The organism is uncultured Marinobacter sp. (genome assembly GCF_963974375.1).
Lineage (GTDB): Bacteria > Pseudomonadota > Gammaproteobacteria > Pseudomonadales > Oleiphilaceae > Marinobacter.
This window is the reverse complement of the sequence record NZ_CAXBDN010000382.1, coordinates 1-2,801: the sequence shown is the minus strand read 5'-3', so window position 1 is coordinate 2,801 and position 2,801 is coordinate 1. Positions and strand designations below refer to the sequence as shown.

At 59.2% G+C, this 2,801-nt stretch carries 3 protein-coding genes; all 3 read left to right on the top strand.

Annotation, left to right across the window (positions count from 1 at the left end):
- The coding region (locus tag AAC035_RS20400) for an erythrose-4-phosphate dehydrogenase (RefSeq protein ID WP_339806946.1) at positions 1-772 on the top strand (772 nt) is incomplete at its 5' end.
- A gap of 52 nt (positions 773-824) precedes the next feature.
- Entirely contained in the window at positions 825-1,985 is a 1,161-nt protein-coding gene (locus AAC035_RS20395; RefSeq protein ID WP_339806945.1) for a phosphoglycerate kinase, read from the top strand.
- 45 nt (positions 1,986-2,030) lie between these two features.
- On the top strand, positions 2,031-2,801 hold a 771-nt coding region (fba, locus tag AAC035_RS20390; RefSeq protein ID WP_339806944.1), incomplete at its 3' end, for a class II fructose-bisphosphate aldolase.

The window sequence follows — 2,801 nt, the reverse complement described above, 5'->3', positions numbered from 1 at the left end:
GGATCCGCAAACCTTGCCCTGGGCCGAGTTGGGTGTAGACCTGGTGCTGGAGTGCTCCGGTTCCTTCAGCGATCGTGCCACGGCCGAGCAACATCTGGCGGCCGGGGCAGCCCGCCTGCTGTTTTCCCAGCCAGCGGAAGCGGATGTGGACCGCACGGTGGTGTTTGGTATCAATGATGGCGAACTGCTTGGATCTGACCGTATCGTAGCCGCCGGCTCCTGTACCACTAACTGCCTGGTACCGTTGATCAAGGTGCTGGACGATGCGTTGGGTGTGGAGCAGGGCACCACCACCACCATTCACGCCGCCATGAACGATCAGCCGGTGATCGACGCCTATCATCATCAGGACCTGCGCCGCACCCGCAGTGCGCTGCACAACATAGTGCCGGTGGATACCGGTCTGGCCAAAGGCATCGAGCGCCTGCTGCCTCATATGGAAGGTCGCTTCAGTTCTGTCGCCATGAGAGTGCCTACCCTGAATGTGTCGGCTATTGATATGGTAGTGAACGTCAGGCATGCCACTTCGGTCGCAGCGGTGAACGATTTGCTGAAACAGTCGGCGCGGGGCCCGCTGAAAGGAATTCTCGGGTACACCGATGAGTTGCTGGCCAGTTCCGACTTCAATCATGACGCCCACTCCGGCATCGTCGACGGCGGCCAGACCCGGGTCACCGGAACCACCATGGTCAAGGTGCTGTGCTGGTTTGATAATGAGTGGGGTTTTGCCAACCGGATGCTGGATGTGAGCAAACGCTGGCTGAGCTTGTAGTGATTTTTTAGCCGCGGAATCTTTGTCTTTAACTGAAATAACGGAAACGACTATGGCCATCAAGAAAATGACTGACCTGGACCTTGCCGGTAAGCGCGTACTTATCCGGGAAGATCTGAACGTACCCGTCAAGGACGGCAAGGTAAGCAGCGATGCCCGTATCCGCGCTTCGCTGCCTACGATCAAAGCGGCGAAGGATGCCGGGGCGAAAGTCATGCTGATGTCCCACCTTGGCCGGCCGGAAGAAGGCGTGTATGACGAAGCCTCCTCCATGAAACCGGTGGCCGATCACCTGGCGACGCTGCTGGGACAGCCGGTGCGTCTGATCACCGATTACCTGGACGGCGTTCACGTGGCCGACGGCGAGGTAGTGTTGTTCGAGAACGTCCGTTTCAACAAGGGCGAGAAAAAAGACGATGAAGTGCTGGCAAAGCAGTACGCCGCGCTGTGCGACATCTATGTCATGGACGCCTTTGGCACCGCTCACCGGGCCCAGGCCTCCACCCACGGTGTCGCAAAATTTGCACCGGAAGCCTGCGCCGGCCCGTTGCTGGCCGCTGAGCTCGAAGCCCTTGGCAAGGCGCTGGACCACCCAGCCAAACCAGTGGTGGCCATTGTGGGCGGCTCCAAGGTGTCCACCAAACTGGATGTGCTCAACGCCCTGGAAAAGGTCTGCGACCAGATCATTGTCGGCGGCGGTATCGCCAACACCTTTCTGGCGGCTGCCGGTCATCCGGTGGGCAAGTCCCTGTGCGAGCACGACCTGATCGACACGGCAAAGGACATCGCCTCACGGGTGAATATCCCGCTGCCGGTGGATGTGGTGGTCGCCACGGAATTTTCCGAAACCGCCACCGCCACTACCCGCAACATTTCTGATGTGGGCGAGAATGACATGATTCTCGATGTGGGTCCGGAAACGGCAGGGCAGTTTGCCGAGTTGCTGAAGAACGCAAAAACCATTCTCTGGAACGGACCGGTCGGGGTATTCGAGTTCGACCAGTTTGGTAACGGCACCAGGGCGCTGGCCATGGCTATTGCCGAAGGTGGTGCATTCTCTCTTGCCGGCGGTGGCGATACCGTAGCGGCGATTGACAAGTACGGTGTGAGTGACAAGATTTCCTATATTTCGACCGGTGGTGGGGCCTTTCTGGAGTTCGTGGAAGGCAAAACCCTGCCGGCGGTAGCTGTACTGGAAGAACGCGGCGCCTGAGGGTAGCTGGATTCGCGAAGCAAATTTTCATTAAGGAGATAACCCATGGCTCTCATTTCCCTGCGCCAGATGCTGGATCACGCAGCCGAGTACGGATACGGCGTACCTGCGTTCAACGTCAACAACCTGGAGCAGATGCGCGCCATTATGGAAGCGGCGGATAAAACCGACTCTCCGGTGATCGTGCAGGCTTCAGCCGGTGCTCGCAAATACGCCGGTGCACCATTCTTGCGCCACCTGATTCTGGCGGCGGTTGAAGAATTTCCGCATATTCCGGTGGTCATGCACCAGGATCACGGTACCAGCCCTGCGGTGTGTCAGCGTTCCATTCAGCTGGGTTTCAGCTCGGTGATGATGGACGGTTCCCTGGGTGAAGACGGCAAGACCCCCATGGATTACGAGTATAACGTCGACGTCACCCGCCGGACCGTGGAAATGGCCCACGCCTGCGGTGTGTCTGTAGAAGGCGAGCTGGGCTGCCTGGGTTCCCTGGAAACCGGTCAGGCCGGCGAAGAAGACGGCATTGGCGCCGAGGGCACCCTGGACCACGACCAGATGCTGACCGATCCGGAAGAAGCGGCGGATTTCGTCCAGAAAACCCATGTGGACGCCCTCGCTATCGCCATCGGCACCAGCCACGGCGCCTACAAGTTCACCCGTCCGCCCACGGGCGACATTCTGGCCATCGATCGCATCAAGGCGATTCATGCCCGTATTCCGGACACCCATCTGGTGATGCACGGTTCCAGCTCCGTGCCTCAGGACTGGCTGGCCATCATCAATGAGTATGGTGGTGAGATTCCGGAGACCTACGGC

Excerpts from the sequence above, each read along its gene's own strand:
- AAC035_RS20395 (WP_339806945.1), top strand. The coding sequence starts at position 825 with ATGGCCATCAAGAAAATGACTGACCTGGACCTTGCCGGTAAGCGCGTA.